The organism is Constantimarinum furrinae (assembly GCF_014295415.1).
Taxonomy (GTDB): domain Bacteria; phylum Bacteroidota; class Bacteroidia; order Flavobacteriales; family Flavobacteriaceae; genus Constantimarinum; species Constantimarinum furrinae.
This window is the reverse complement of sequence record NZ_CP052909.1, coordinates 2,529,151-2,555,626: the sequence shown is the minus strand read 5'-3', so window position 1 is coordinate 2,555,626 and position 26,476 is coordinate 2,529,151. Positions and strand designations below refer to the sequence as shown.

At 39.8% G+C, this 26,476-nt stretch carries 25 protein-coding genes and 1 other RNA gene; 15 read left to right on the top strand and 11 right to left on the bottom strand.

Annotated features, from left to right (window positions below; translation table 11 throughout):
• Positions 1-13: 13 nt before the first annotated feature.
• From ALE3EI_RS11755 to ALE3EI_RS11745, 3 genes are read right to left on the bottom strand one after another with little or no spacing between them, the layout of a single operon-like run.
• Positions 14-1,099, bottom strand: coding sequence for a DUF4097 family beta strand repeat-containing protein (locus ALE3EI_RS11755; protein WP_233279964.1), 1,086 nt, complete (start codon positions 1,097-1,099; stop codon positions 14-16).
• Positions 1,083-1,628: a hypothetical protein gene (locus ALE3EI_RS11750; RefSeq protein WP_186988891.1), complete on the bottom strand. Its 546-nt coding sequence runs from the start codon at positions 1,626-1,628 to the stop codon at positions 1,083-1,085. The genes ALE3EI_RS11755 and ALE3EI_RS11750 overlap by 17 nt, the downstream gene beginning before the upstream one ends.
• Positions 1,625-2,179 (bottom strand): RNA polymerase sigma factor, encoded by a 555-nt coding sequence (locus tag ALE3EI_RS11745; RefSeq protein WP_186988889.1) that lies wholly within the window; start codon positions 2,177-2,179, stop codon positions 1,625-1,627. The genes ALE3EI_RS11750 and ALE3EI_RS11745 overlap by 4 nt, the downstream gene beginning before the upstream one ends.
• 217 nt (positions 2,180-2,396) lie before the next feature.
• Here ALE3EI_RS11745 and lon point away from each other — a divergent pair, with 217 nt between their 5' ends.
• The 3 genes from lon (at position 2,397) to cmk (ending at position 6,731) form a co-directional block, all read left to right on the top strand.
• Positions 2,397-4,847, top strand: coding sequence for an endopeptidase La (gene lon / locus ALE3EI_RS11740; protein ID WP_186988888.1), 2,451 nt, complete (start codon positions 2,397-2,399; stop codon positions 4,845-4,847).
• 172 nt (positions 4,848-5,019) lie between these two features.
• On the top strand, positions 5,020-6,039 hold the full coding sequence (gene porQ, locus ALE3EI_RS11735; RefSeq protein ID WP_186988886.1) for a type IX secretion system protein PorQ: 1,020 nt from the start codon (positions 5,020-5,022) through the stop codon (positions 6,037-6,039).
• Complete coding sequence (gene cmk / locus ALE3EI_RS11730; protein WP_186988883.1) at positions 6,039-6,731, top strand: (d)CMP kinase; 693 nt, start codon at positions 6,039-6,041, stop codon at positions 6,729-6,731. The genes porQ and cmk overlap by 1 nt, the downstream gene beginning before the upstream one ends.
• A gap of 560 nt (positions 6,732-7,291) precedes the next feature.
• Here cmk and ALE3EI_RS11725 read toward each other — a convergent pair.
• On the bottom strand, positions 7,292-7,864 hold the full coding sequence (locus tag ALE3EI_RS11725) for a TMEM175 family protein (protein WP_186988881.1): 573 nt from the start codon (positions 7,862-7,864) through the stop codon (positions 7,292-7,294).
• A gap of 311 nt (positions 7,865-8,175) precedes the next feature.
• On the opposite strand from ALE3EI_RS11725, the gene rpsA reads away from it, so the two are divergent.
• The 10 genes from rpsA (at position 8,176) to ALE3EI_RS11675 (ending at position 18,521) form a co-directional block, all read left to right on the top strand.
• Positions 8,176-10,089, top strand: a complete 1,914-nt coding sequence (gene rpsA / locus ALE3EI_RS11720) for a 30S ribosomal protein S1 (protein WP_186988879.1) — start codon at positions 8,176-8,178, stop codon at positions 10,087-10,089.
• Between the two features lie 462 nt (positions 10,090-10,551).
• Positions 10,552-11,091: a bifunctional pyr operon transcriptional regulator/uracil phosphoribosyltransferase PyrR gene (gene pyrR / locus ALE3EI_RS11715; protein ID WP_186988877.1), complete on the top strand. Its 540-nt coding sequence runs from the start codon at positions 10,552-10,554 to the stop codon at positions 11,089-11,091.
• Positions 11,092-11,163: 72 nt separating this feature from the next.
• The gene (locus ALE3EI_RS11710; RefSeq protein ID WP_186988875.1) at positions 11,164-12,102 is read left to right on the top strand and encodes an aspartate carbamoyltransferase catalytic subunit; all 939 of its coding nucleotides are present in this window, start codon (positions 11,164-11,166) and stop codon (positions 12,100-12,102) included.
• Positions 12,092-12,427, top strand: a complete 336-nt coding sequence (locus ALE3EI_RS11705) for a ribonuclease Z (protein ID WP_186988873.1) — start codon at positions 12,092-12,094, stop codon at positions 12,425-12,427. Before ALE3EI_RS11710 ends, ALE3EI_RS11705 begins: the two co-directional genes overlap by 11 nt.
• A 74-nt stretch (positions 12,428-12,501) precedes the next feature.
• Positions 12,502-13,407 (top strand): ribonuclease Z, encoded by a 906-nt coding sequence (locus ALE3EI_RS11700; RefSeq protein ID WP_186988871.1) that lies wholly within the window; start codon positions 12,502-12,504, stop codon positions 13,405-13,407.
• 114 nt (positions 13,408-13,521) lie between these two features.
• Positions 13,522-14,229: a gamma-glutamylcyclotransferase gene (locus ALE3EI_RS11695; protein ID WP_186988869.1), complete on the top strand. Its 708-nt coding sequence runs from the start codon at positions 13,522-13,524 to the stop codon at positions 14,227-14,229.
• Between the two features lie 119 nt (positions 14,230-14,348).
• On the top strand, positions 14,349-14,993 hold the full coding sequence (gene pdxH / locus ALE3EI_RS11690) for a pyridoxamine 5'-phosphate oxidase (protein ID WP_186988868.1): 645 nt from the start codon (positions 14,349-14,351) through the stop codon (positions 14,991-14,993).
• A gap of 33 nt (positions 14,994-15,026) precedes the next feature.
• Positions 15,027-15,512 (top strand): SixA phosphatase family protein, encoded by a 486-nt coding sequence (locus tag ALE3EI_RS11685; RefSeq protein WP_186988866.1) that lies wholly within the window; start codon positions 15,027-15,029, stop codon positions 15,510-15,512.
• The gene (gene ppk1, locus ALE3EI_RS11680) at positions 15,512-17,605 is read left to right on the top strand and encodes a polyphosphate kinase 1 (RefSeq protein ID WP_186988864.1); all 2,094 of its coding nucleotides are present in this window, start codon (positions 15,512-15,514) and stop codon (positions 17,603-17,605) included. The genes ALE3EI_RS11685 and ppk1 overlap by 1 nt, the downstream gene beginning before the upstream one ends.
• 1 nt (position 17,606) lies before the next feature.
• Positions 17,607-18,521 (top strand): Ppx/GppA phosphatase family protein, encoded by a 915-nt coding sequence (locus ALE3EI_RS11675; protein WP_186988862.1) that lies wholly within the window; start codon positions 17,607-17,609, stop codon positions 18,519-18,521.
• 24 nt (positions 18,522-18,545) lie between these two features.
• Here ALE3EI_RS11675 and ALE3EI_RS11670 read toward each other — a convergent pair whose 3' ends face one another.
• Genes ALE3EI_RS11670 through ALE3EI_RS11660 form a run of 3 tightly spaced genes read right to left on the bottom strand, consistent with a single transcriptional unit; the run spans position 18,546 to position 21,590 of the window.
• A complete protein-coding gene (locus ALE3EI_RS11670; protein WP_186988860.1) occupies positions 18,546-19,157 on the bottom strand; it encodes a hypothetical protein in 612 nt (203 codons plus the stop codon).
• A 54-nt stretch (positions 19,158-19,211) separates the two neighbouring features.
• Positions 19,212-19,793, bottom strand: a complete 582-nt coding sequence (gene miaE / locus ALE3EI_RS11665; RefSeq protein WP_186988858.1) for a tRNA-(ms[2]io[6]A)-hydroxylase — start codon at positions 19,791-19,793, stop codon at positions 19,212-19,214.
• Between the two features lie 15 nt (positions 19,794-19,808).
• Complete coding sequence (locus ALE3EI_RS11660) at positions 19,809-21,590, bottom strand: DNA polymerase III subunit gamma/tau (RefSeq protein ID WP_186988856.1); 1,782 nt, start codon at positions 21,588-21,590, stop codon at positions 19,809-19,811.
• 144 nt (positions 21,591-21,734) lie between these two features.
• Between ALE3EI_RS11660 and rnpB the strand changes: the two genes are divergently transcribed.
• Positions 21,735-22,059: RNase P RNA component class A (rnpB, locus tag ALE3EI_RS11655), an RNA gene on the top strand.
• 461 nt (positions 22,060-22,520) lie between these two features.
• On the opposite strand, the gene ALE3EI_RS11650 is transcribed toward rnpB, so the two are convergent.
• From ALE3EI_RS11650 to ALE3EI_RS11635, 4 genes are read right to left on the bottom strand one after another with little or no spacing between them, the layout of a single operon-like run.
• Positions 22,521-22,919, bottom strand: a complete 399-nt coding sequence (locus ALE3EI_RS11650; protein WP_186988854.1) for a hypothetical protein — start codon at positions 22,917-22,919, stop codon at positions 22,521-22,523.
• 1 nt (position 22,920) lies between these two features.
• Positions 22,921-23,457, bottom strand: coding sequence for an RsmD family RNA methyltransferase (locus ALE3EI_RS11645; RefSeq protein ID WP_186988852.1), 537 nt, complete (start codon positions 23,455-23,457; stop codon positions 22,921-22,923).
• Between the two features lie 2 nt (positions 23,458-23,459).
• On the bottom strand, positions 23,460-24,281 hold the full coding sequence (locus tag ALE3EI_RS11640) for a DUF3822 family protein (protein WP_186988850.1): 822 nt from the start codon (positions 24,279-24,281) through the stop codon (positions 23,460-23,462).
• Positions 24,259-24,921 carry a hypothetical protein gene (locus ALE3EI_RS11635; RefSeq protein ID WP_186988848.1) on the bottom strand — a complete coding sequence of 221 codons (663 nt, stop codon included), beginning with the start codon at positions 24,919-24,921 and terminating at the stop codon, positions 24,259-24,261. The genes ALE3EI_RS11640 and ALE3EI_RS11635 overlap by 23 nt, the downstream gene beginning before the upstream one ends.
• Positions 24,922-25,047: 126 nt before the next feature.
• Between ALE3EI_RS11635 and ALE3EI_RS11630 the strand changes: the two genes are divergently transcribed.
• Positions 25,048-26,475 (top strand): ATP-dependent DNA helicase, encoded by a 1,428-nt coding sequence (locus tag ALE3EI_RS11630; protein WP_186988846.1) that lies wholly within the window; start codon positions 25,048-25,050, stop codon positions 26,473-26,475.
• Position 26,476: the final 1 nt, after the last annotated feature.

Below are 26,476 nucleotides of genomic sequence, written 5' to 3'. Positions count from 1 at the left end.
TTTTATTGATTGATTACATTTTTTTTAGAGTGATCCCTCCGTAACTTGAATTGATATTGAACTTTGTTCCCGAACCTTTTGTGCCATGGTAACCTTCATACGTTTTTTCGGTAATGTCCTTATCGGTTTTAGTAATGTTTATAGTATCCTCTCCGTTTAGGTTCGCATAGGTAACCCTAGCATAAAAATCGAAAGAAAGACTGCTGTCGAAGCCTAGTTTAATGCCGGTATACTGACTTCTTATGGTAACATCCTTCGCACCATTAGAAACTCTGTCTATTGAAATTGACCCATAATCTGAATTCAGATTCAAAGATCCGGTAATGGTTCCAAGACGATGAGTGACATAGTCTCCGTTACCAACCACTTTACCTGCTTTACCGACTTCAATTTTTCCGTAGTCACTATTATAATTGATATCGCTTACTTCGATAATTTCAGAGTTTGTATAATCTGCATTAAGCTCCAGTTTTTCAACTTTTTCCAGCCTGAACCCGGAATAGTCGGCATCTATTTTTCCGCTCTTCATATAATCAATGGTCGATTTTGAGGTATAATCGAAGTTGAGATAATTGTTTTCTGCCATGAGTTGTCCTATGATTAGCTTCCCATAGTCGCAGTTTATCTTTGCATTTCCTTCCAGTTTATTAAGACTAATCGCACCGTAATCGTTTTCGAGATCTACCGAATTGGTAATCGGCATTTTTATGGTGTAGTTGATCTTCATAGATACATTATTCCCCTTTTTGCCCCAGAAGCTCCAAGACTTGCCTTTATCGCCAAATAATGTTTTAGCGCTTACTAATGAGGCGTTCGCTGAAAACTCCACCGTGATCTCATCGAGTTTTTTCTGAACCAGTTCTTCGTCATCCCCGTTGGTTTCTATGTGAACTTCGATCACCGTTCGGTTTTCGTTCCAGGTCACGATGTCCAGATTTCCGTAGGAGTTATCGACTTTTAATCCGGCATTGGCATTTACACTAAATTCTTTCTTTATCGTTTTTTCTTTGGTGTATTTGCCTTTTGAATTATTGTTTCCTGCAGACATAAGGGCAGGAAAAAGCAAAATAAGTATGAGTTGATTAAATAGTAGTTTCATTTTCATTGTTTTTGGTGTTATTGATTTCTTCAATTGTCGTTGTTACTTGCTCTAACAGGTCGATCCTGTTTTGAAAGTTTTGGATCATTGCATGTATTACACGCTTGTCGTTACCACTTTCCACAAGATCTACCGTAAGCTTCTGGTAATCTTTCTCGAGAATTTCAATTTGCGCTAAAGCGTCTTCAATGATGGCTTTTGTTTCGGGAGACCGAAAGCTCTTAAGCGTTTCGAGTTCCCTATTGATGGCTGTTGTAAAATAGGACTGGGTATTTTCCATTTCGGGCGATACACTTGCCAAACCGGCTGCCTGAGTTTCCGTATTAAAAAAGAACATTCCCATTCCTATCAATACTACTACTGAAGCTGCGATGGACAAAGGCTTCCACCAACTTCTAGTCTTATACACTGAATTTGTTTCCGAATTCAATTTTTCTAAGAACCGCTGTTGGTGCCCGGCAGGAGTTTCGTGTACATCGAACTTTCCTTCCAATCCTTCAAATAATCGTTCTATGGCATCTTTTTTCATGCTGTTGTTGCTAATTTTCTTCTTAAACTTTCCTTTGCTCTTGAAATGAGGGTTCTGCAATTGGCATAACTTATTCCCAATATCTCACAGAGCTCCTCATAATCATATCCTTCAATAAAATGTAAACTCAGTATACGCTGATAGCTTTCATGCAATCCGTCCATACAGCTTATCACTTCTTTTGCTCTTATAAATGACAAGTCTTCTTCTGCAATTCCTTCATCCATGTCATCATCCCATTCCTTAACGTCTTCGGCTTTCAATTCCACAAATCGCAGTGATTTTCGGTACTGCATGATGCTGTTGTTGATCACAATTCGCTTTAACCAAGACCCGAACGAAGCGGTTCCTTTAAAGGTGTCAAGTTTTGCGAATGCGGTGATAAACGATTCCTGCATTACATCTTCTGCTTCAGCCGTGTTTTTTACAATACGCAAGGCAGTGTTGTACATTGCAGCATGATAGCGGTTGTACACTTCAAGTTGCGCCAACTGATTGCCTTTCTGACAAAGAGCGAGTAGGGTTGTTATATTTTGTTTGGTTAGTGACAAAAAAACAATTGTTTGATTTAAAGATACAGCTTGCTGAAAATTGTTACACTTACTTCAGAAAAAAATCTTCTCCTTGGCATATTAATTGAACCTTGTATATTGAAATTACAACGAACCCTGCTGAAAATCAGTAGGTTTTATAAAAATTATCATAACATTAATAATCATAAAGCATTGTATACATTATTTTTAATGACACAATGTCTTACTAGAACATATGGCCAGAACTAAATTAACAACTATAGACAGTTTGTCATTTCAAGAAATTGGTGAAGATGCAGATCTTATTCCGTTGATGACGCCCGAGGATGAAGATGCGATGAATAAAGAAGATCTCCCCGAGGTGCTTCCCATTCTTCCCTTACGGAACACCGTATTGTTTCCCGGGGTGGTTATACCCATTACCGCAGGAAGGGATAAATCCATCAAACTCATTAATGAAACAAACAAGGGTTCCAAGGTAATCGGGGTGGTCTCACAAAAGGAAGAGGGAAAAGAGGAGCCCGGAATTGGAGATATCAATACGATTGGAACGGTCGCTCAGATCCTGCGTGTACTCAAAATGCCAGATGGGAATACCACGGTGATCATACAGGGTAAGAAGCGTTTTGAAGTGACCGAGGTGATCACCAAAGACCCGTATATTACCGCAACGGTGCAAGGGGTTGCCGAAGCCAAACCCGCAAAAGACAATGAAGAGTTCCAGGCGATCATAGATTCAATCAAGGAAATGGCACTAGAGATCATTAAGGTGAGTCCGAATATACCTTCGGAAGCGGCCTTTGCCATTAAAAATATTGAAAGTACTTCGTTTCTAATCAATTTTGTTAGCTCAAATCTGAATATTTCTGTAGCTGAAAAGCAAAAACTTCTGGAAATAAACAACTTGAAAGATCGCGCATTGGAGACACTTCGCTATATGAATGTCGAAATTCAGAAGCTTTCCCTGCGCAATGATATTCAGTCGAAGGTTGAAAGCGATATTAGTCAGCAACAGCGCGAATATTTCCTTCAGCAGCAAATGAAGACCATACAGGAAGAATTGGGAGGAAATTCAAATGAAGCTGAAATAGAAGAAATGAGAACCCGTGCCAAGTCGAAGGGTTGGGGAAAAGAGGTAAAGGAGCATTTCGACAAAGAGCTCACCAAGTTGCAACGTATGAATCCGCAGGTAGCAGAATTCAGCATTCAAAGAAATTATCTCGACCTCTTGCTGGATTTGCCTTGGAACGAATTCAGTAAAGATAAATTCGACCTGAAGCGCGCAAGGACCATTCTGGATCGTGATCACCACGGACTGGATGAAGTGAAAAAACGTATCGTGGAGTATTTGGCAGTACTAAAGCTTCGTAACGATATGAAATCGCCCATATTATGTTTATACGGTCCTCCGGGTGTGGGTAAAACCTCATTGGGTAAATCCATCGCTGAAGCACTGGGGAGAAAATATGTACGTATGTCCTTAGGAGGCCTTCGTGATGAAGCAGAAATACGCGGGCATCGTAAAACCTATATTGGCGCGATGCCCGGACGAATCATTAAAAGTCTTAAAAAGGCCGGAACAAGTAACCCGGTGTTTGTTTTGGACGAGATCGATAAGCTTTCTGTCGGAAGTCAGGGGGATCCTTCTTCGGCCATGTTGGAAGTTTTGGATCCTGAGCAGAACCACGCTTTTTACGATAATTTTTTAGAGTTGGGGTATGATCTTTCTAAGGTGATGTTTATTGCCACATCGAATAGTTTAAGTACGATTCAGCCTGCTTTACGTGACCGTATGGAAATTATAAAGGTTTCCGGGTATACCATAGAAGAAAAGGTGGAAATAGCTAAAAAGCATCTCCTTCCGAAGCAATTAAAAGAGCACGGCTTAGATAAAAGTCACTTAAAGATTGGCAAAAAACAACTGGAAAAGATCGTAGAAGGCTATACCCGTGAAAGCGGAGTACGTTCTCTGGAGAAGCAAGTTGCTAAAATGGTACGCCATGCGGCCATGAAGATCGCAATGGAGGAAGACTACAAAGTGAAAGTGACCAATGAAATGATCATTGATGTATTGGGGGCTCCAAAAATGGAGCGCGATAAATACGAAAACAATGATGTAGCGGGTGTCGTAACCGGATTGGCCTGGACCCGGGTAGGAGGTGATATATTGTTTATTGAATCAATACTGTCTAAAGGAAAAGGACAACTAAGCATGACCGGAAACCTTGGAAAGGTGATGAAGGAGTCGGCCACCATTGCCCTGGAGTATATAAAATCCAATGCAGATATGTTGGGAATTGACCCCAATGTCTTTGAAAAATACAACGTCCATGTTCACGTGCCTGAGGGAGCAACTCCAAAGGATGGACCAAGTGCTGGAATTACCATGCTAACTTCTTTGGTATCACTATTTACACAGCGCAAAGTGAAAAAGAGTATTGCCATGACCGGAGAGATCACTTTACGAGGTAAGGTATTGCCGGTTGGAGGAATAAAAGAAAAGATCCTTGCCGCTAAACGTGCGCGGATAAAAGAAATTTTACTTTGTGAGGATAACAAAAGGGATATCGATGAGATAAACCCGGAATACCTCAAAGGCCTTACATTTCATTATGTAAAGGATATGAGCGATGTTCTGGACCTTGCGCTAACCAAGGAAAAGGTTAAGAACGCCAAGAAGTTATAATACTTTTTGGAAAGGTTATAACTGCTATTGCGACCTTTAAAAAGCCCCTTGCTGAAATTGGCAGGGGTTTTTCATTAAAATTAATATTCAAAACTTCAAACTCTTTTTACTCCGCTAAAAATAAATTATACTTGCATTCGTTTTAAAATTCAGGTAAAGTAGCTCACACTTCATGAACCATAAGGTATTGTACGTATTCTTTTTCCTTTTCACAACGGCACTTGTCGCACAAGTGGGAGGAAGAAGTACCTATCAATTCCTGAATCTGGTAAATTCTCCACGTCAGGCCGCTCTGGGCGGTAAAACGGTTACTAATTACGATTGGGACCCTACACAGGCCATGTTTAATCCGGCGAGTATAAATCCCGAGATGGACAATCAACTGTCTCTTAATTATACTAATTATATAGGAGACATTAACTACGGAACGGCTAGTTATGCATACTTATGGGACAGACGCACTCAGGTCTTACACATGGGAGTGAGTTATATCAACTATGGAAAGTTTGACGGCTACGATGAATTTGGGAATCCAACCAACAGCTTTAGCGGAGGAGAAGTGGCAGTTTCATTCGGACATGCCCGAAACATAGCATTTACAGATTTTCATATTGGAGCCAATGTAAAGTTTATCTCCTCAACCTTAGAGCAATACTCTTCTTTTGGTGTGGCTGTAGATATTGGAGTGATGTATGTATATGAAGATTGGGACCTTCATATCACGGGTGTTGCGCGTAATATTGGTACACAGATCACGCCGTACGAGAACACTTATGAGAAACTTCCGTTTGAGCTGGTCTTTGGGATCTCACAGATTCTGGAGAATATTCCAATTCGCTGGCATGTGACGTTTGAGGAAATGCAGCAATGGAACATTGCCTTTTCAAATCCCAATCGGGAAATTACCGATCTGGAAGGGAATGTTCAAACAGAAAAGATTAATTTTATAGACAACGCCTTCAGGCATACCATACTTGGGATAGAGATCTTTCCCGAAAGCGGATTCAATATCCGCTTAGGATACAACCTGAGAAGGGCGGAAGAATTGCGTATTCTGGAACGCCGGGCCTTTGCCGGCTTAAGCGCCGGATTCTCAATTCGCTTGAACAAGATTCGTTTAAGTTATTCGTATGCGAAGTATAGTACAGCGGCTTCTACGAGTAACTTCGGACTCAATATCAATCTTCAATAATGAAGAAAATTACCATTGCCATCGATGGCTTTTCATCTACGGGAAAAAGTACGGTCGCCAAACAACTGGCAGACTGGCTGGAATATGTTTATGTAGACAGTGGTGCAATGTATAGAGCTGTAACCCTTTACGCCATGCAGCAGGGGCTTATTTCTGAAGATCATTTCGATGTGGATAAACTGAAGGGTGCATTGAATGATATTACGCTCGAATTCAGAAAAAATGAATCGGGTAAGGCTGAAATTTACTTAAACGGAGAAAATGTAGAACGCGCCATTCGCACCCTGGAAGTATCTGAATTTGTAAGTCCGGTTTCCACGATTTCAGAGGTAAGAGCGAAATTGGTAGAACAGCAGCAACAATTAGGGAAAGGAAAAGGTGTGGTCATGGATGGACGAGATATTGGTACTGTCGTCTTTCCACAGGCCGAATTAAAGATCTTTTTAAACGCGTCGGCCAGAGAACGGGCCCAAAGACGATATATGGAGCTTACCCAAAAAGGGGACAAGGTGACCTTCGAAGAAGTATTGGAAAATGTCACGGAGCGGGATCATATCGATTCTACAAGAGCAGATTCTCCCTTAATGAAGGCAACAGACGCCATTGAGATCGATAATAGTGAAATGAATCTTGAAGACCAGTTTCACACTATACTTCAGCTGGCAAAGGACCGCATAGCCGGGAGGGTATAAAAAATGCCGCCCGAGGGCAGCATGTTGTTGGTTTTAAATCTCATCTAATTTATTAGACAAAGCGGGTATCGGAGGAGAGTAGGAGGTCTACTCTTTTAAGCCAAAGATCCTTTCGCTGGGCTTGCCGCTTCATCACTTTATAAAGATTATTTACACTATTCATGGTCGTTAGGATTTAGGTTAGATTAAAGTCTGGCTTCGTCCGTAATTAACGGTGACGTCTTTTGGCATTCCATACAAAACCTACACTAGTTCTTGGTTTTTCGGTCAGGGTGTTTCGATCTAAAGTTCTCATAATTTTTCGTTTTTTGATTAATAAATGACTTGATTGATACTATATAGACGACAGCAAATTAATTTTGTTACAGTACTTGGTATAACAAAGTAGTAATTTAACAAATTTTAACATATTTAGCCGTTGGCAGTGAATAGTGAGCAGTAACCGGTAGGGCAGTATGCAATAGGCAGTGAGCAGTGAGCAGTGAGCAGTGAGTGGGAGTAAGGACAATAGAATCAGAACTAGCAACGAATTACTAACCTCTAAGTCCTAATCCCGATTATTATTCCAAATTTCGCTCTATTCTTTTATCCGGGATAAGCCAGATTATGGCCACTACAGCATATAGAACCACAGCGATCCAGGTACTTAGAAAGGACAGGAATAATCCCACGATATATAGAACCACAGATAGTTTTCCTTTAAGGTCTCGCCCAATGGCCTTCTTTAAAACGAAATCTTTACCGTGATGTTTTAAAATGTAGCTCTGAAGAATAAAATAGGCCACTGCACTCATTAGCAGATTAAACCCATACAATGCCACCGGGGTAGCCGACAAGTGATTTTCACCAAGCCATGAGGTGGTAAATGGAATAAGCGACAACCAAAACAGCAAATGAAGATTCGCCCAAAGAATTTTACCATTTACTTTCTGTGCAGCCTGAAACAAATGATGATGGTTGTTCCAGTAGATTCCTATATAAATAAAACTAAACAGATAACTGGCAAAAACAGGAATTTCAGGGATCAGGCTTTTAAGGGTCACCTCATGTGGGGCTTTTAATTCCAGAACCATTATGGTGATCACTATAGCTAAAACGCCATCGCTAAAGGCTTCGAGTCGGTTGGTAGTCATAATTTTAGATCGTTTTAATGAATAATAAATGTATGAAATAGTTCGTCACTATGGGTGCCGAATTATTTATGGAACATTGCTCTGTTAGAAAAAGATCGTTTAATCTTTCAGAAAAAACAAAACACTTTGAAAATCAAAAGAAAAAGCTTAATTTTGCAACCCTTTTAGCGAATAAGCAGGTGTTAAGAGGAACTGAAAAAAACAAAACAAACCCTTCTGTGGGATCATCGTAGCAATCACCTGTAAGAACACAGAATACAAACAAGTGATTTTCAGAAAAAATTTTCCTGAAGATCATGGAGTAAAATCAAATGGCTGATAAAGCAAAAGAAGAAGCAGTAGTCGAAAAGAAAACTGCCAAACCAAAAAAAGAAGCAAAAGCAACAAAACCTGCTAAAGCTGAAAAAGAAGAAGTTGCTGTTGAAGAGACAGTAGCCGAGCAACCAAAGGAAGAGGTTTCACTTAAAGAGAGCAACCCCGAAAAATTCCTTAAGGATTTTAACTGGCATAACTACGAAGAAGGTATCGATCCTATCGACGATGGCAAGCTGGAAGAATTCGAAAAGTTGGTAGCAGAGAATTTTGTTGACACTTTAGATGACGAAGTAGTTGAAGGTGAAGTGATCTTTATCACAGACCGAGATGCTATCATCGACATCAACGCAAAAAGCGAAGGTGTCGTTTCTTTAAATGAATTCCGTTACAACCCCGATCTTAAAGTAGGGGATAAAGTTGAGGTGTTAATTGACGTACGTGAAGACAGCACCGGACAATTGATCCTATCTCACCGTAAGGCGAGAACCATTAAGGCATGGGATCGTGTAAATGCGGCACATGACGAAGGTACTATCGTGAATGGTTATGTAAAATGTCGTACCAAAGGTGGTATGATCGTGGATGTATTCGGTATTGAAGCCTTCTTACCGGGATCACAGATCGATGTGAAGCCTATCCGCGATTACGATGTTTACGTTGGAAAAACAATGGAATTTAAAGTGGTTAAGATCAACCACGAATTCAAAAACGTTGTGGTTTCTCATAAAGCACTTATCGAAGCCGATATTGAAGAACAGAAAAAAGAGATCATTGGTCAGTTAGAAAAAGGACAAGTACTGGAAGGTGTTGTGAAAAACATCACTTCTTACGGTGTGTTCGTAGATCTTGGTGGCGTAGATGGTCTTGTACATATCACCGACCTATCCTGGTCTCGTATCAACCATCCTAATGAGATCGTTGAACTGGATCAGAAACTGAACGTTGTGATCCTTGACTTCGATGAAGACAAGACACGTATCCAGTTGGGTCTTAAGCAGCTTAATGCACATCCTTGGGATGCATTGGGTGAAGAACTTAAAGTTGGTGACAAAGTAAAAGGAAAGGTTGTCGTGATCGCAGATTACGGTGCCTTTATCGAAGTTGCCGAAGGTGTTGAAGGACTTATTCACGTAAGTGAAATGTCATGGTCTACACACTTGCGCAGCGCTCAGGATTTTGTGAATGTTGGGGACGAAGTTGAAGCTCAGATCCTTACATTGGATCGTGAAGAACGTAAAATGTCTCTTGGGATCAAGCAATTGACTCCGGATCCATGGACCGATATCACTTCTAAATACCCTGTAGGTTCTACACATAAAGGAATTGTAAGAAACTTTACGAATTTCGGTGTGTTTGTTGAGCTGGAAGAAGGGATCGACGGACTTATTTACATCTCCGACCTATCATGGACTAAGAAGATCAAGCATCCAAGTGAGTTTACCAATATTGGTGACACCCTGGAAGTTGTTGTTCTTGAGTTGGATGTAGAAGGACGTAAATTGAGTTTAGGACACAAACAAACTACCGAAAATCCATGGGATAAATACGAGGATGAGTTTGCTGTTGGAAGTAAGCACACAGCTGCGATCTCTGAGATCGTAGACAAGGGAGCGACCATCGACTTTAATGACGATATCACTGCCTTTGTTCCAACACGTCACCTTGAAAAAGAAGACGGTTCTAACCTTAAGAAGGGTGAAGAAGCAGAATTCCAGATCATTGAATTCAATAAAGAATTCAAGAAAGTGGTGGCTTCTCACATGAGTATTCACAAAGAAGAAGAAGCGAAGATCGTTAAGCAGGCTGCTAAAAAGCAAGCTGCTCAGGCCGAAGAAGCTAAAACTACTTTAGGTGATGCGAATGCCAAACTTCAGGAATTGAAAGATAAGATGGACGGCAAGAAAAAATAAGTCCATTTTCAACCATAATCAAAAGCCTCTCTGTTTTTCAGAGGGGCTTTTTTATTTGGGCGTTTCCTAAAGCACCATAGAAATAGTTCGTAGCACACTTCATGCTTGCTTTAGGGTCGGGCTTTCGGCATTACAAGCCTTCGTATGCCGTTGTCAAACAAAGGCAGGGTAATCTGCCTCAATCCCTAACGCAAATACTTTTTTCCACTTCAATCCTTTCTTTGGAAAAGCTAAAAGGGAAGTAACACATGGAATTATCCATATTTTATGTTTCAGATCCTTTAATCGGATTTTCCGACTATATTGATTCATTTTGAGCAATAAATAGAGTTTCTTTCTGCTTTAGTAACTTAGAAAAGAAAGATTTAGAAAATAGAGAGACAGATTCTTTATTTATCCATAGAAGTATTTTAAACAAAAACCACTACTTTTGTATTCTGAATAATCGTTCAGAACTACCGTATGAGTCAAAAAGTGTTATTAAACGCAACCGAAGTGAACATAGCACTTCACCGCTTGGCTTGTCAATTAATAGAAAACCACGATACCTTTAGCAATACCGTTCTCATTGGGATACAGCCCAGAGGGGTCTTTTTGGCCGAACGCATCAAAACCATGCTGCAGAACGAGTATAAAATAAAGAACGTGCAGTTGGGATATCTGGATATTACCTTTTATCGGGATGACTTCCGAAGAAGTGATAAACCTCTCGAAGCCAATAAAACCAACATTTCCTTTATCGTAGAAGACAAAAAAGTGGTTTTTATAGACGATGTACTTTTTACCGGTCGCAGTATCAGGTCGGCATTAACCGCGATCCAATCCTTTGGACGTCCACTGGAAATAGAATTGTTGACATTAATAGACAGAAGATTTAGTAGGCATTTACCCATACAGCCCGATTACCGCGGAAGGCAGGTAGATGCTATAAATGAAGAAAAAGTAAAAGTTTGCTGGAAGGAAAAGGATGGAGAAGATGCAGTATATCTCATAAATAACTAAGGTTATTAACTATATGCAACGGGTAGCTACATGCCTTAAATTGAGCACCTGCAGCGTTTTAGAAGAAAAAAAATGAATGAATTAAGTGTAAATCACCTGCTGGGAATAAAATATCTTACCAGAGAAGATATACAACTCATTTTTGAAACAGCCGATCATTTTAAAGAAGTGATCAACCGACCCATTAAAAAAGTGCCCTCACTTCGCGATATTACCATTGCCAATTTATTCTTTGAAAACAGCACCAGAACCCGACTCTCCTTCGAACTGGCCGAAAAGCGACTCTCTGCCGATGTCATTAACTTCTCTGCTGGGTCTTCTTCAGTGAAAAAAGGAGAAACACTCATAGATACCGTGAACAACATACTATCCATGAAAGTGGATATGGTTGTGATGCGACATCCAAATCCGGGAGCAGGTGTATTTTTGTCCAAAAACGTAAATGCAAGTATAGTGAATGCCGGGGACGGAGCACACGAGCATCCAACGCAGGCGCTTTTGGATTGTTACTCCATTAAAGAGCGATTGGGAAAAGTTGAAGGAATAAAGGTGGTAATCGTAGGGGATATACTGCATTCCAGAGTTGCATTGTCTAATATATTTGCACTTCAAAAGCTTGGAGCAAAAGTTAAGGTATGCGGCCCTAAAACATTATTACCCAAATATATAGAAAGTTTAGGTGTTGAAGTTGAGCCAAATCTTCGCAAGGCATTAGAATGGTGCGATGTAGCCAATATGCTACGCGTTCAAAACGAGCGAATGGAGATCAGTTATTTCCCGACAACCAGAGAATACACACAACAATTTGGGGTAAATAAGACCTTACTCGATTCCCTTAAAAAGGAAATAGTGATCATGCACCCGGGCCCTATAAACCGCGGGGTGGAAATTACCAGCGATGTGGCCGACAGTAAGCATGCCATCATTCTGGATCAGGTACAAAACGGTGTGGCAATACGCATGGCAGTACTCTATTTATTAGCTTCTAAAATAAAGCACGATGAAGATTGATAATCACGATACATTTGTCGTTCTGGGAGACGAAAAGGGCGACCTGGAAGGGTTTGCGTCATTTTTGGAATATCAAATTCCCAATAAGTTCAAGAATCAGAACGTAGTGATCGACCTAAGTACGAACGAAGACCTTAAATTAGAACAGCTCTTGCTATTTCTAAAGGTGTCTAACCTGCATCGTAAGACAAAGCAATCGTTTGTATTTATAAATGACGCTATTAACCCCGATGATATTCCTTTCGAAATGTTGGTTGTACCCACGCTTCAGGAGGCAAAGGACGTTATCGAAATGGAAGAAATAGAGCGCGATTTGGGCTTCTAAGGCCAATTTTTTTACCTTTATTCTCGATATTTTATATCAAGCGCAATACATAATTTTTCACATAGAACATTGAAATGAAACTAACCATACTTGGCTGCCATTCTGCTACTCCCCGTTGGCATGCACACCCCACGGCCCAGGTATTGGAAGTTCAGGGGCATTTGTTTTTAATTGATTGTGGTGAGGGAACTCAGGTGCAGCTTAGGCGGTTTAAGCTCAAATTTTCAAGGATCAAACATATCTTTATTTCACATTTACACGGGGATCATTTTTATGGTCTTATCGGATTAATTTCCACCTTTCGTTTGCTAGGGCGCGAGGCCGATATGCACATTTATGGACCAGAGGGGATTAAGGAAGCGATTACGCTTCAGCTGAAACTGGGAAAGTCGTGGACTAACTTCAATTTGTTTTTCCATGAGTTGTCGTCCAATGAACCACAATTGATCTTTGAAGACAGTAAGGTTTCAGTAACCACCATCCCTCTCAATCACCGGGTATATACTAACGGCTTTTTAATTCAGGAAAAGCCCGGAGAACGAAAACTAAACATTGACGCTGCCGTAAAGGCAAAGGTCGACAAGAGTTATTTTCAGAAATTAAAACAAGGATTCAACGTAGAAAACAGGGACGGTACGGAAATAGAGAATTCGCAGGTAACCTTAGACCCGGATCCGCCTAGGTCTTACGCTTACTGCAGTGATACGGTGTATGCCCCGCAAATAATTCCGCAGATTAAACACGTAACTGCCTTATATCATGAGTCCACGTTCTTAAAAATGCATCAGCATCTCTGTGAGCCAACCAAGCATAGCACGGCAGCTGAAGCGGCCAGTATCGCCAAACAGGCGGAAGTGGGCACCCTCATCCTTGGTCACTATTCAGGTCGATACGGCGATCTTGAGTTGTTCCGAAGTGAGGCGCAAGAAATTTTTACGGCAGTTGAACTCGCTGAAGACGGAAAGGAATTTTTCTTTTAATCACCTTTTTAAAAATTTTAATTTTTCGATTGTTTTTATAATTACCTTAGAATTGTTTATGCATTTACGATAAACAATAGAAATAACCCTTGATTTAATTGGTTTTAAGATATTATGAAACAAATCCGAATTTCAACAATTAGCCTGATTGCACTGGCAATTATGGCATCCTCCGGATGTCAGCATGATCATGAAAAACCAATTTTGCACGTGCCTCAGGGTAAAGTTGGGGTAGTAGGTTTTGGATCATTAATGTCACTCAAGGCTATTGAGGACGTTCTTGAACGGTCTTATACAGATTCTACCTATCAAATTCATTTATTGGAATACAAACGAGCGTGGAATTTTGTTGGATCTACAAAGGACCCTAAGTTACCTCAAGAACTTCTTGATTTCGATAGCTATTATATCTATGAGAACGATACTCTTATGTTTGATAATATTGTTTTTTTAAATATTATCGATCATCCGGGAAGTAAGGTAAATGCCATCTTGTATTTTCTTTCTCCTAATGACCTAATAGCTTTGGATCGTATGGAAATAGGTTATGAGCGCATTGACGTTACTAATAACATTGAAGAATTTACCATTAAAGGAGGTGAAATATATGCCTATAGAGCGCTTCCGAATTATACGTTAACCAGTCAAAATAAAAACCAAAAAAACATAATCGATGAGTCTTATTACGATCTGGTGATACAGGCATGCGATAGTATTGGACAACATTTTAGACAGGAATTTAACGCAAGTACGATCCCGGTGGATACGCTTATGGTCGCCCCGACCCTGAACAAGAAAAAGAGTGTTTTACCAAATGCATGATTGAACAAGATTCTTCCCCGAGTCGTGAAGTTGGATTCCTAATATTTAACCCAAACTTAACGGGTGTTCCTTTTCTAAATAATTCTTAAAACTTGTAACTTGCAATAAACTTAGCGTTCATGGCAGAAAATCTGTTCGACCACCGAAAATCTTATGAAAGAGGCATTCTATCTGAGGAAAGTGTTGCCAAAGACCCTTTTCAACAATTTAAATCGTGGTTTAGCGAAGCTAAGAACACAGCGTCTATACACGAAGCGAATGCAATGACATTAAGCACTTTAGGAACAGATAACTTTCCTCGTGGTCGGGTTGTGCTTTTAAAAGAATACAATGACGAAGGTTTTGTTTTTTACACAAATTACAAGAGTGAAAAGGGAATAGCACTTGATAACAACCCCAATGCTTGTATTTCTTTTTTTTGGCCGCCGCTGGAGCGACAGATCATCATTAAGGGCATTGCAAAGAAAACTTCTGAAGAACAGTCGGAGCTTTATTTTAAGTCCAGACCAAAGGGGAGTCAGTTAGGTGCGTTGGTTTCTCAACAAAGTAGGCCGGTAGAAAACAGAGAAGAGCTGGAAGAAAAATTGGCTCAACTGGAGGAAGCCTACAAAAACCAGGAGGTTCCAAAACCAGACCATTGGGGTGGTTATATTCTAAAACCTCTCGCCTTCGAATTCTGGCAGGGCAGGGCCAACAGGCTTCACGATCGAATTGAATTCTATTTCGAAAGTGAGAAATGGAAAATTAGGCGCTTACAACCGTAATCTATTTGTAAAAACGATACTATTTTTAATACAATGAAAACGCTATACTTAGTCAGACATGCAAAATCGTCCTGGAAACACGATGTGATCGATCATCAACGGCCTTTAAAGGGTCGGGGTAAACGAGACGGAGAACTGGTGTCTATTCACCTTAAAGGTCAAATAAAGCCACCTCAATTAATCGTTACCAGTGATGCTGTACGGGCTTTAACAACCGCACAATACTTTAAAAAAGCATTGGGAGTTGCAGATGCCGACTTTAAAACCAATCACGAGTTATATGATTTTAGTGGAAATCAGGTGATGCGAATCATAAAAAATTTAAATGATTCACTCGACATTGTGATGGTAGTTGGTCATAATCACGCCTTCACTTCCATTGCAAATATGCTTGGAAACAAGTATATTGACAATCTTCCAACCTGCGGATTTGTAATGATACAATTTGATGAGAAAAGTTGGAGTTCTATAAGTACAGGAAAGACAATAAAAACCGTATTTCCAAGAGATCTCAAATAATGGTTGAAAAAACGCAAACTATTCCCAATGTCGAGAACCAATACCGGAATCGTGAATTAAGCTGGCTTCAGTTTAATGCACGAGTGCTTCAGGAAGCCGGGGATCCTACGGTTCCATTAATTGAAAGATTCCGATTTCTGGGGATCTTTTCAAATAACCTGGACGAATTCTTTAAGGTTCGATACGCTACTATTAAACGCATCGCGGAGGCAGGTAAGGGAGGCAGAAGTTTTTTGGGTGGTATTTCGGCAAAGGACCTTTTGGAAGAGATCACACAAACCGTGATAGAGCAACAGGCGACGAGTCTTCGTATTCTCAGTAAAATTGAAACCGAACTTCAAAAGGAAAACATTTACATTATAGACGAAAAGGAGGTGACTCCGGCTCAAAGTAAGTTTATTTCCGATTATTTTATCAGGAAGGTGAGTCCGGCTCTGGTCACGATCATGATTGGTGAATTGGAACAGTTTCCATCTTTAAAGGACAGTGCCGCTTACCTGGCAGTTAAAATGGTGATGTCTAAGGAAGATGAGACGTTCGAGGAAAAGATAAACTATGCCTTGATCGAGATTCCGCGAATCATCGACCGTTTTGTAGTATTACCACCGGAAGGCGACCGGCAGTATATTATCTTACTGGATGACCTAATTCGTCATTGCCTTCAGAACATATTCAGCATATTTAAATACAAGAGTATTTCGGCACATATGATTAAGATCACTCGGGATGCCGAACTTGATATAGACAGTGACCTTAGCAAGAGTTTTATAGACAAGATCTCCAAAAGTGTGAAAAACCGAAGTGCCGGTGATCCGGTTCGCTTTGTTTACGACAAAAGCATCGATCAAAAAACACTTAGATTCTTAATGGATAAGATGGGGATCGATACCACAGATAGTATTATTCCGGGGGGTCGGTATCACAATCGAAGAGATTATATGGATTTCCCCAGTCTGGGTAGAGAAGATCTGCTTTACGAGCGCAAGGATCCGTTGCCGGTACCCGGATTAAATCTTCAAGGCAGCCTGTTTGAACAAATAGCCGAAAAAGATTATTTACTCTATGCTCCCTACCAAAGCTTTTCGTATGTGGTGAAATTACTTAGGGAAGCGGCTTTAGACCCAAAGGTAACCACTATAAAGATCACTATCTACAGGCTTGCAGAGGTATCCCATATTGCCAGTTCCCTTATAAATGCTGCAAAGAACGGAAAAGAAGTAACCGTACAGATCGAACTTCAGGCTCGTTTTGATGAAGCGGCCAATATAAAATATGCCGAACAAATGCAGAGTGAAAATGTAAGGCTTATTTTTGGAGTATCAGGACTCAAAGTTCATTGTAAGGCTTGTTTGATTGAACGAATTGAGAAGGAAAAAATAAAGCGGTATGCCTTTGTGAGTACCGGAAACTTTAATGAATCGACGGCACGTATCTATACAGATTATACCCTGTTTACTTCCAATCAGAAAATATGTAAGGAGATAAACAGGGTGTTCGATTTCTTTGAAGTTAACTATAAGATTAAAAAATACCGACATCTTATCGTCTCACCTCATTATACGCGTAATGCTATCTATTCATTGATCGAAACTGAAATTCAGAATAGACGAAACGGGCTTTCCAGCGGAATAAAACTAAAACTGAACAGCCTGTCTGATTTTAAAATGATCGATAAATTGTATGAAGCCAGCAGAGCAGGAGTTGAAATTCAACTTATTGTTCGCGGGATTTGTTGTCTGGTGCCCGGTGTAAAAGGAATGAGTGAAAATATTAAGGTGATAAGCATCGTCGATAAATACCTGGAACACCCCAGACTCTTTATATTTAATAATGCGGGTAGTCCAAAAATGTATATTTCTTCAGCCGACTTTATGGGCCGAAATCTGGATAACAGAGTTGAGATCACTTGTCCGATCTACAACACCGAGATTCAGCAGGAATTGTTGGATACCTTCGAAATTAGTTGGAACGACAACGTAAAGGCACGTATTGTTTCAGATAAACTGGATAATGCGTACCGAAAGAATTCTAAGGAACGTCTTCGGTCACAATTTAAATTATACGATTATTACCTCGATAAACTCAACGGATAATTTGCTGAATATAGATAAATACGCCGCAATCGATATTGGTTCCAACGCCATACGATTGCTTATTGCTTCTGTGGTGGAACAGGAAGGAAAGGATACTTTATTTAAAAAGACATCATTGGTAAGGGTTCCCATAAGATTGGGGGAAGATGTGTTCTTACAGGGAAGGATCTCCGATGTCAATTTCGATCGAATGCTTGAATCGATGAAGGCATTCAAGTTGTTGATGAGTATCCATAATGTGAAAAAATTTAGAGCTTGTGCAACTTCAGCCATGCGTGAGGCTGCTAATGGCAAGGAAATAGCCGAAAAGATATATTCAGAAACCGATCTTAAAATTAATATCATAGATGGTAATGATGAAGCGGCAATTATTGCTACAACCGATCTTAAATCCTTGATCAAAAGCGAAAAAACCTTCTTATATGTGGATGTTGGAGGCGGTAGTACCGAATTTACCCTCTATGCCAACGGACACACCGTGGATTCGCGTTCCTTTAAATTGGGTACTGTAAGGATCATAAACGATATACTTGAGGATACTATTTGGGATGATGTTGAAGAATGGATCAAAGAATCCACCAAATCTTATACTAAAGTCTCACTTATTGGGTCGGGAGGCAATATCAATCACATTTATAAGAACAGCGGTAAAAAGATCGGAAAACCCCTTAGTTACTTCTATTTGGGTCAATATTACGATCTTGTAAAATCTTATTCTTACGAAGAACGCATCACCGAACTGAATATGAATCCGGATAGAGCCGATGTGATCCTACCCGCAACTCGAATTTATCTGTCTGCCATGAAGTGGAGTCGTGCAAAGAATATTTATGTCCCTAAGATCGGACTCTCGGATGGGATCATAAAAAGCCTGTACAATGAAAAACTGGCAGGAGAGATCGAGGTTGATCTCTAATTAATGCTCATAAAAGTATTTCAACTAGCGCTTACTAATCGTTTCGCCTATTAATTTCAGGGTCTGAATTCCTTCTTCAGTGGGTTCGTTATAATCATTTAAGGAATCTTGAAAAGCAATAAAATGAGTTTTATTGTCATCCGACTTAATTTCATATAACCCGTAATCCAAAGTTTCTCCAATGATATTGACCGAAATTTTTTCTCCTACAAGCTCAATATCTCCTAACTTGAATTTATCTTTTTTAATTTCACAGTTTTCACGTCCAAAACGCTGTACTATTTCATTAGCAAGCATTTTAAACTCAATATCGCCCCGGAATTCGAAGTACATTACGACATAGTTGTTTCCGTCCAGCGTCCAGTTTCTGTATCCTATGTCTTCGTCATACTCAAAAGCGAAATGATTGGGATAGTCGAATTTCAACAATCCGTAGTCAAACGTGAGATGGTCTGATGTCTTAACAATGATTCTATCTCCGTTATGGGTGATGGTGTCACCGTCGGTTAGGGTATATTCAGTATCGTTTATGGATACACTGATTTTGGATTTCGGTCTTTGAACGCCGTATTCATCCTGACTCATAGCAGATTGTGCAAATAAAACAGCTATGGCGAAACATAAGTATTTGATCATTGGAAATTGAAGTTAGGGGGTTATAGTTTTTTTTGAAATATACTAAAATATCATTCAGCCATGAATACTTTCTTCTTTACTGAGATCTTTCATGATCTCGGCTTCAAAAGTCAGTAATTCCTGCCACTTTGTATCGACCTCTTTCCGGTCCCCGTATTTTCTGGCAAAGCCCAAAAATATAGTGTAATGATTGGCTTCACTTACCATTAGGTTTTTGTAAAATTCGGCAAGTTCAGGGTCGGTTAGTTCTTCGCTCAATAATCGAAATCGCTCACAGCTGCGGGCTTCTATAAGGGCGGCATAAAGCAAGCGATGTACCAGTTGGTTCGTACGACTACCTCCTTTAGGAAAGAATTGGGTAAGCCGGATCACGTAGTTATCTTTTCGGTCCCGGCCCATCACCCAACCTCGAGCGATGATCTTATCGTGAACCAGTTTAAAATGACTGATCTCTTCTTTTACCAAAGCCACCATTTCCTGAACGAGTTCGGTATATTCAGGAAAAGAAACGATGAGTGAAATTGCAGTTGAGGCGGCCTTTTGCTCACAGTAGGCATGATCGGTTAGGATCTCCTCGATATTTTTCTCTACGATATTCACCCATCTGGGATCCGTAGGTAATTTTAAACCCAGCATTTACTTATTTTTAGTTTATATATCAAGATCGAATTCCTTTCGCAAGGATTCTAGTAGTGGATTCTGCTCTTTTAATTTTTCAAACTTTTCACGCGTGGTATAAGCATATCGCTTTACTGCAGTTTCATTAACTTCTATGGAAAGGTCTATATCGTAATTGTTAAGGCGTTCGCGCAAATAGCCCAGCAGCTCGTATTTGGCACGCTCTACTTCAACTTTTATGGTACTGTTTGGAAATTCCAGATGGATTAGATTTCCTTCCAGCTTGGGAACCCCCATAGTAAGATGAGAAAGCAAATTGTATTTACCTTCTTCCTCAACTCTTTGTGCATAATCATTCCATGCGGTCTGCATATCATCTTCGGTAAAGTTTTCGGTAGGGAGATTTTTTTCGTCGGGCTGGTTCGCGACGAGTTCCCGCTGTAATTCCTGCTTTTTCTGAATACTCTTAATAGAAAGTGCCGATACCTTTTGAGCATTTCTTTCTGCCAGGATCTGCGGACGTTCAATTACTTTTTCAGGTATTCCTTCGGAAGGTGTACCGGAGTCAAAATCTTCCGGAATATCTGTGGTAATGTCAGTTGGAGTCTCTACTCCGGATTTAGAAGTTTCAGTCGCTCCTTCTGCTGAAGATATTCCGGATATCTCAGCCGTATTATTTTGATTGGAAAAGAAGGAGGGAGGGAGTACAAATCTATCTGAAGCTCCGTTCTTGTTTACGCTAGACTTTTTTTTTTCGCCTTTGGCGGTTACAGAAGCCAATTGCAGTAAGCATAATTCGACGAGTAACCGCTGATTTCTGCTCGTTTTAAATTTGAGGTCGGCTGCATTGGCCAATTCAATAGCTTCAATAAGGAAATTCGTGGGAGTCTTTTGAGATTGTTCAAAATACATGGTTTTTACCTGTTCACCTACTTCAAGCAAAGCAATGGTTTCTTCATTCTTGCACACCAAAAGGTCCCTGAAATGAGAGGCCAGTCCGGTGATAAAATGATGCCCATCAAATCCTTTTGCGAGAATTTCGTTATAGGCGACCAGTACTTTGGGAATATTATTAGAAAGTAAAAGGTCTGTCACTCCAAAATAATAAGTGTAATCAAGTACATTAAGATTTTCAGTAACTGCTTCTCGGGTCATGGTTTTTCCTGAAAAGCTAACCACTCTGTCAAAAATAGACAATGCATCGCGAAGTGCGCCATCCGCCTTTTGAGCAATTATATGCAAGGCATCGTCTTCGGCCTCAATCCCTTCGGCTTTAGCCACGTCGGCCAGATGACCTTTAATATCATTCACTGTGATCCTTCTGAAGTCGAAGATCTGACAACGAGAAAGAATGGTAGGGATTATCTTGTGTTTTTCAGTGGTAGCCAGAATAAAAATAGCGTGCTTTGGCGGTTCTTCCAGAGTTTTCAGAAAGGCATTAAATGCAGCTGAAGACAGCATATGAACCTCATCGATTATATACACCTTATACGTACCTACTTGAGGGGGTATTCGTACCTGATCTATCAGGTTTCTGATATCATCTACTGAATTGTTTGAAGCGGCATCCAATTCGAAGATATTGAACGCAAAATCCTCATCGGTCTTCTCGGTACCATCCTCATTGATCTTCTTAGCGAGAATACGGGCACAAGTAGTTTTGCCTACACCTCTAGGCCCTGTAAATAATAATGCCTGAGCTAAATGATCGTTCTCTATGGCATTGGTTAATGTGTTTGTAATAGCCTGTTGCCCTACTACATCCTTAAACTGGGTAGGTCTATATTTCCTGGCAGATACAATGAAATGTTCCATAGGCGAAGAAACAAATATAACCATGTGAGTTTAGTTTTTAAAAAATAGGGATTAGTATTTTGCGGTATTTATTAACATTAAATTACTTTTGCCGTAGCAGGCCACCTTATCGCCGAATGTTCGGTTTAACCGACATCTCATTTAATAAACTTTTGCTTTATTAGTGAGATCTCTGCCTAGCAGGGATTTGGAGGAAAGTCCGGACACCATAGGGAAGCATAGCGGCTAACGGCCGTCGTCACGTTTAATACGTGAAAGGACAAGTGCAACAGAAAGAATGTACAGGTAATGCTGTAGTGAAATCAGGTAAACTCTATGCGGTGCAATGCCACGTATACCTGCGCTTGAGGGTTCCCGCCCAATGCAGGAGGGTAGGCAGATCGAGTGTATTGGTAACAATACATCCAGATAAATGATAAGGGTTCGTTTTGGCGAATACAGAATCCGGCTTATCGGCCTGCTTTTTTATTTTCAATAAGTTGATTAATCCATGCCACACATTCTTCAATAGTGTAAAATGCCTTATGAGGCCAGCTAAAGAATTGTTCCGAAAAGATTGCGGTTTTATAAGACCCTTTAGAATAGCATAAGGTGGCTATTCCAACCATATGGGGCATACTTTCTTCTGCTCCTTTGTAACAGGTAGGGTTTACGGTATAGTCATTTTTACGGTTTGAGATATATCCGAACGGACGTTCATAGAAATGTGCTTTCGAAATTTCGACGATCTTTTCTACCTCCGGCGTATCAAATACGATCCCCTCATTAACTGTAACGATCAAAAAATTTTCGAACAATTCAATATGCGCAAATTCGAGATCAATGAAATATTTAGGCCTTTTTGCCATTACATTGAAAACAGTGTTAGTTAGTAGTTACCTTTTAAATAAGCAACGTGAATTTACGAAAGAATTTAATTCCTTTTTTGAATTATGATTTATTTTTTGTGTGGTGTGATTTTACCAACTCTTCGGCCCATTGTATACAATCTTCCATAGAATAGAAAGGCTCAAATTTTCCTTTAAAAAAGGTTTTTTCAAATTGTGCGGTTTTAAAGGAGCTTTCGGTATAACAAACCACTCCAATGCCCAACAGGTTTCTAAAACTGGAATCTCTGAATAAATTCGGGTCAATAGTATAATCGTATTTGCGATCGGCTATCGAAATAAAAGGCTTGTCGTGATAATAGGTCTCAAACAGCTTGTAAAATTGATCCAAATGCTTCTGCTTAAAATCAATTCCCTCTTTAATTTGTGAGATCATATAGTTTTCATGTATCTCAACGCTGGTAAAATCAAGTTCAATGTTTAAAACGTCGAATGCCGCCATATTACAGTTTGAAAAAGCTAAAAACCGATCCGCCGTATTTCCTCATTTCAGAAAAATTGGTGTGCGCAGAAAGATCGGTATGTTTGGAGTGTTCAATAATTATAATTCCTTCAGGGTTTAAAAAGTGGTTTAGTAGTGCCTTATCGATAATCTCATAAAATTCCTGTATCGTAAATTCATACGGTGGATCGGCAAAGATCACATCAAATGTACCGTGAGGCGAGCTAAGATACTTAATAACATTCGCTTTAATGGTTTGAATAGGGAATGATAGGTCTTCGGCAGTTTTTTTTATAAAACCAACACAACCGTAATGAGCGTCAACCGAAACGATCAATTGGCAACCTCTCGATGCAAATTCGTAACTTATATTACCGGTACCGGCAAACAGATCGAGTAGCGATACTTCAGAAAAATCAATACGATTTGCCAGTATATTGAATAATCCTTCCTTAGCAAAATCGGTGGTTGGTCTTACCGGAAGGCTTTTCGGAGCCGTTAGTCGTTTGCCTTTGTATGTTCCTGATATTATTCGCAAGATTAGAGACTCTTTAGCACAACATTGTGATGTGCACCTTCATTCTTAATTTCAGATTTCGGAAGGAATTCTTTTCCGGGAAACGAGACATGGCGCACGTACTTATATATGATCTCATAATTTGAATCTCCCACATCTATTTTTCCGAAGAGCTTCACATCTAGAGTATCCGGATTAAGGTTGAGTTGTTCAAAACTGAAAAGGATATAGTAAATAAGATCTTCGGGTGTTTTAAAAGGGTAGGAATTGCATAATTCCAACTTTCCATTCTTCATCACCAAAAGGTCGAAACTATCGCTTAACACATGGATGTAAACGGCAGTGGCAGGTGAATATTTTTCGGCATCCATAACGAGTTTCAGCAATATGCTAATAGCGTTGTAATACTGAAAAGACCCGAATTTATCGAACAAATAATTATTGATGTTTACCCAGGGTATATACACGATTTTAATATCGTAATTGTCTAAATTGTCAAAAGCAATAAAATCATTCGCTAGGATTCGCGTATTGAACTTTAAATAATCACTTAGCTTATTTTCATCAAATAGTGCCGCAGGTACGAGGGTATAAGGACTGCCTGCATAAACGAGGTTTACATCGTCGAAGTTTTGTTGAAGTGCTTTATCTGTTGAAAATATTGCTTCCAGTTCGATCAACAGTTCTTCGGGGGTTCGCGGCGCATCAAACTTTTTTTCAGTAAAGTAGGTAGTCTCTTTGGTTTGAGCATGTGTTACTAAAAAAGAAAGTCCGGTCAAGGTAATTTGAACGGACAGTCTTGTATTTGTATTTGTTATAATGTTATTGGTCGTCTGGTGTGTCATAAATTTTTGGCCAGTTTCCGCTAGTATTAACTTCACTCATCGAGCCTACTTTTACATATGGACCGTTTACACCATCCACTGAAACAACTTGTTTTTCCTGAGCCAAAAGATCCTTGTTCAAATCATTTAATATGGCTTCTTTTGACACCCGTGCTTCAAATACAGCGTACCAAGTACCGTTCTTGTTAATTCGTCCTGCTTCCAATTCGTATTCTGCATCTATATCTTCCAATGGCACTTTTTTCATATTCTTGTAACGATCGGAACCTTTAAACAAAGAATCCTTTACAGAACTGAATCCAAGGGTATCTAAAAGTGTCTCTTCAATATAGTATCCTTCTGAAAGCCCGAATGCCTTGTTTTTTTCAACATCGGCATAGCTGGTATCTCTTCGCTGGACGATAGCGTATTGTGCTGTATCAATAAACCGAACCAAACTATCGAAACTCCCGGTGTATTTTCCTGTGATCTCGCGATGCGCAAGTTCGGCAGCTTTAATATCCTTCAAGCCTTTAATTACTTTGGCGTAACGAGCTTCTTTAATCTCGTTAAATTTAATAGGACCGCTAATAGAGTTATACAGCATATACCCTAAAAAGATAATAACCGCCCAAAGAAGTAATTGAATTACGAGTTTCATTATTTGATAGTTTAATTAAGAATTCTTAAAATAAGGTCTATCGCAAATCTACAATTTTTTTTTGTTCGTAAAAGTATATTCCGAAAAAATCATAGCTATCTTTAACCCCATATTACCCACTTGTTCATGGACATTTCACATTTTTACGGACTATTAAAATCCGATTTTCCTTTTTCAACTACACATAAACAGGACATTACCCTTCAATTGCTCGCTGCATTTGCCTTGAATAAGCAAAATAAAGAAGTGTTCTTGTTAAAAGGATATGCGGGAACCGGAAAAACTACCATCGTGGGAACTCTGGTAAAGAACTTGTGGAAAGTAAAGCAATCGGCCGTTCTTCTAGCACCTACCGGTAGAGCTGCCAAGGTGATAAGCAACTACTCCAATAAGGAGGCATTTACCATTCACAAAAAAATCTACTATCCCAAAAGCAATAAAAAAGGGGGTGTGTCTTTTACCCTTCAGCCTAACAAACACCGAAATGTAATTTTCATAGTGGATGAGGCATCCATGATCCCCGATGTGAATCTGGAATCAAAGTTATTTGAGAACGGATCCTTGCTCGACGATCTAATGCAGTATGTGTATAGCGGACATCAATGTAAACTCCTTCTTATTGGAGATACTGCCCAGTTACCACCAGTTAAACTGGATGTTAGCCCTGCACTGGATAAGCACACAATATCAAATCATTACAACAAAGAAGTGATCGAAGTAGAACTCGACGAAGTGGTACGGCAGCAGAAGGATAGTGGTATCCTGGTAAATGCCACTGAAATACGCAATAGGATAGAGGACGGTTTGTTTGAAGCCTTTAAGTTTACGGAACTTCCGTATCCTGAGGTGATACGACCCTTGGACGGACAGGAATTAATGGATGCCATAAACGATTGTTATTCTCAATTGGGAAATGAAGGTACTGTTGTGATTGTGAGATCAAATAAACGCGCAAATCTGTACAATCAGAACATCCGAAACAGGATCTTATTTCAGGAAGAAGAACTTTCGGCCGGCGATTATTTGATGGTGGTTAAAAACAATTATTTTTGGGTAAAACCACATACAGAAGCCGGATTTATCGCAAACGGCGATATCATTGAAGTGCTGGAGATTTTAAGTTTTAAGGATCTCTACGGATTCCGATTTGCTGAAGTGAGGATGCGCATGGTAGATTATCCCAAAATGAAACCTTTCGAAACCGTTTTGTTATTGGATACCTTAACTTCTGAAACGCCCTCACTTTCTTACGACGATTCGAATAAACTCTATCAGGAAGTACTTTTGGATTACGCTTCAGAAAAATCCAAATACAAGAAGTTTCTGGCCGTTAAGAACAATAAGTACTTCAATGCCCTTCAGGTTAAATTCTCTTACGCCATTACCTGTCACAAGTCTCAGGGCGGACAATGGCACACCGTTTTTGTGGAGCAACCCTATCTGCCCAACGGGATAGATAAAGAATATCTAAGATGGCTATATACAGCGGTCACCAGAGCTAAAGAAAAGTTGTATCTCATAGGTTTTAAAGACGAGTTTTTTGTAGATTCGTAAG

Bases quoted from the DNA above. Each gene is read 5' to 3' on its own strand.
- miaE (WP_186988858.1), bottom strand. From the start codon at position 19,793: ATGCTGGGTTTAAAATTACCTACGGATCCCAGATGGGTGAATATCGTA.
- ALE3EI_RS11710 (WP_186988875.1), top strand. From the start codon at position 11,164: ATGAATGAATTAAGTGTAAATCACCTGCTGGGAATAAAATATCTTACC.
- ALE3EI_RS11630 (WP_186988846.1), top strand. From the start codon at position 25,048: ATGGACATTTCACATTTTTACGGACTATTAAAATCCGATTTTCCTTTT.
- lon (WP_186988888.1), top strand. From the start codon at position 2,397: ATGGCCAGAACTAAATTAACAACTATAGACAGTTTGTCATTTCAAGAA.
- ALE3EI_RS11750 (WP_186988891.1), bottom strand. From the start codon at position 1,628: ATGAAAAAAGATGCCATAGAACGATTATTTGAAGGATTGGAAGGAAAG.
- cmk (WP_186988883.1), top strand. From the start codon at position 6,039: ATGAAGAAAATTACCATTGCCATCGATGGCTTTTCATCTACGGGAAAA.
- ALE3EI_RS11755 (WP_233279964.1), bottom strand. From the start codon at position 1,099: ATGAAACTACTATTTAATCAACTCATACTTATTTTGCTTTTTCCTGCC.
- ALE3EI_RS11670 (WP_186988860.1), bottom strand. From the start codon at position 19,157: ATGATCAAATACTTATGTTTCGCCATAGCTGTTTTATTTGCACAATCT.
- ALE3EI_RS11660 (WP_186988856.1), bottom strand. From the start codon at position 21,590: ATGGAACATTTCATTGTATCTGCCAGGAAATATAGACCTACCCAGTTT.
- ppk1 (WP_186988864.1), top strand. From the start codon at position 15,512: ATGGTTGAAAAAACGCAAACTATTCCCAATGTCGAGAACCAATACCGG.
- ALE3EI_RS11685 (WP_186988866.1), top strand. From the start codon at position 15,027: ATGAAAACGCTATACTTAGTCAGACATGCAAAATCGTCCTGGAAACAC.
- ALE3EI_RS11635 (WP_186988848.1), bottom strand. From the start codon at position 24,921: ATGAAACTCGTAATTCAATTACTTCTTTGGGCGGTTATTATCTTTTTA.
- pdxH (WP_186988868.1), top strand. From the start codon at position 14,349: ATGGCAGAAAATCTGTTCGACCACCGAAAATCTTATGAAAGAGGCATT.
- ALE3EI_RS11695 (WP_186988869.1), top strand. From the start codon at position 13,522: ATGAAACAAATCCGAATTTCAACAATTAGCCTGATTGCACTGGCAATT.
- rpsA (WP_186988879.1), top strand. From the start codon at position 8,176: ATGGCTGATAAAGCAAAAGAAGAAGCAGTAGTCGAAAAGAAAACTGCC.
- ALE3EI_RS11725 (WP_186988881.1), bottom strand. From the start codon at position 7,864: ATGACTACCAACCGACTCGAAGCCTTTAGCGATGGCGTTTTAGCTATA.
- ALE3EI_RS11650 (WP_186988854.1), bottom strand. From the start codon at position 22,919: ATGGCGGCATTCGACGTTTTAAACATTGAACTTGATTTTACCAGCGTT.
- pyrR (WP_186988877.1), top strand. From the start codon at position 10,552: ATGAGTCAAAAAGTGTTATTAAACGCAACCGAAGTGAACATAGCACTT.
- ALE3EI_RS11705 (WP_186988873.1), top strand. From the start codon at position 12,092: ATGAAGATTGATAATCACGATACATTTGTCGTTCTGGGAGACGAAAAG.
- ALE3EI_RS11640 (WP_186988850.1), bottom strand. From the start codon at position 24,281: ATGACACACCAGACGACCAATAACATTATAACAAATACAAATACAAGA.
- ALE3EI_RS11700 (WP_186988871.1), top strand. From the start codon at position 12,502: ATGAAACTAACCATACTTGGCTGCCATTCTGCTACTCCCCGTTGGCAT.
- porQ (WP_186988886.1), top strand. From the start codon at position 5,020: ATGAACCATAAGGTATTGTACGTATTCTTTTTCCTTTTCACAACGGCA.